Annotated in this window: 1 protein-coding gene and 1 pseudogene; both read left to right on the top strand. The window is 41.8% G+C overall.

The features are described from left to right. Nucleotides 1-673: ATPase, T2SS/T4P/T4SS family (locus H5202_RS23290; protein WP_182774089.1), on the top strand; the 673-nt coding region annotated here is incomplete at its 5' end. Between the two features lie 111 nt (nucleotides 674-784). Further along, nucleotides 785-997 (top strand): annotated as a pseudogene (locus H5202_RS23285) (type II secretion system F family protein); the annotation flags it as partial.

The following is a 997-nucleotide window of genomic DNA, read 5'->3' as shown; positions in this document are numbered from 1 at the left end:
CACCGAAGAGCGTAATATCTCCACTGCTGAAGATCCTGTTGAAATAAACCTTGAAGGTGTTAATCAGGTTCACATTAATTTAAAAGCCGGTTTAACTTTCGCATCTGCACTGCGCTCATTCTTACGTCAAGACCCTGATGTGGTAATGGTAGGAGAAATCCGCGATTTAGAAACTGCTGAAATTGCTATTAAAGCAGCGCAAACCGGCCATTTAGTGTTATCGACCCTACATACCAACTCGGCTGCAGAAACCTTAACCCGCTTAATCAATATGGGTGTACCCGGTTATAACATTGCTAGCTCAGTCAATTTAATTATTGCCCAACGACTTGCCAGGCGTCTATGCCCTGCATGCAAACATGAAGAGGAAATTCCTGTTGCTGAGATGCAACGCTTAGGTTTTTCTGAATCTAATATCGCCAAAGGTTTTACCGTATTTAAACCGGTCGGTTGTGAGCTATGCTCAGGTGGTTATAAAGGCCGAGTCGGCATATACGAAGTAATGAAAATGAGCGATGAAATAGCGCGAACGATTATGGAAGGCGGCAACTCACTCCAAATTGCCACCCTCGCCAAGCAGCAAGGTATGCGCGATTTACGTCAATCAGGGTTACTTAAAGTCATTCATGGCGTAACCAGTATCGCGGAAATAAACCGTGTTACCAGTTTTTGATAATCTATAGTAAAATCAATAATAGTATTAGAACAACCATTTAATTGATTTTCCCCTATTAGCAATAATGGTTTAGCGTGGATGCAACGAAACAATAAAAGGATTGGCTAAATGGCTACAACAACAGCAAAAAGAAAGCCAAAAGCGAAAAAAACCAAACATCAACCTAAGGTTTTCACCTATCAATGGAAGGGTATCAATCGTGATGGTCAACGCACTTCCGGTGAGCTGAAAGGGTCAACAATTGCAGAAGTTCGTGGCGTATTAAAGTCTCAGGGCGTGACGCCTAAATCAGTTAGCAAAAAATCAGCTCCATTATTTAAG

The organism is Shewanella sp. SG41-4 (assembly GCF_014164505.1).
In the GTDB taxonomy this organism is placed as follows: domain Bacteria; phylum Pseudomonadota; class Gammaproteobacteria; order Enterobacterales; family Shewanellaceae; genus Shewanella.
This window is presented reverse-complemented; position numbering and strand designations above follow the sequence as displayed.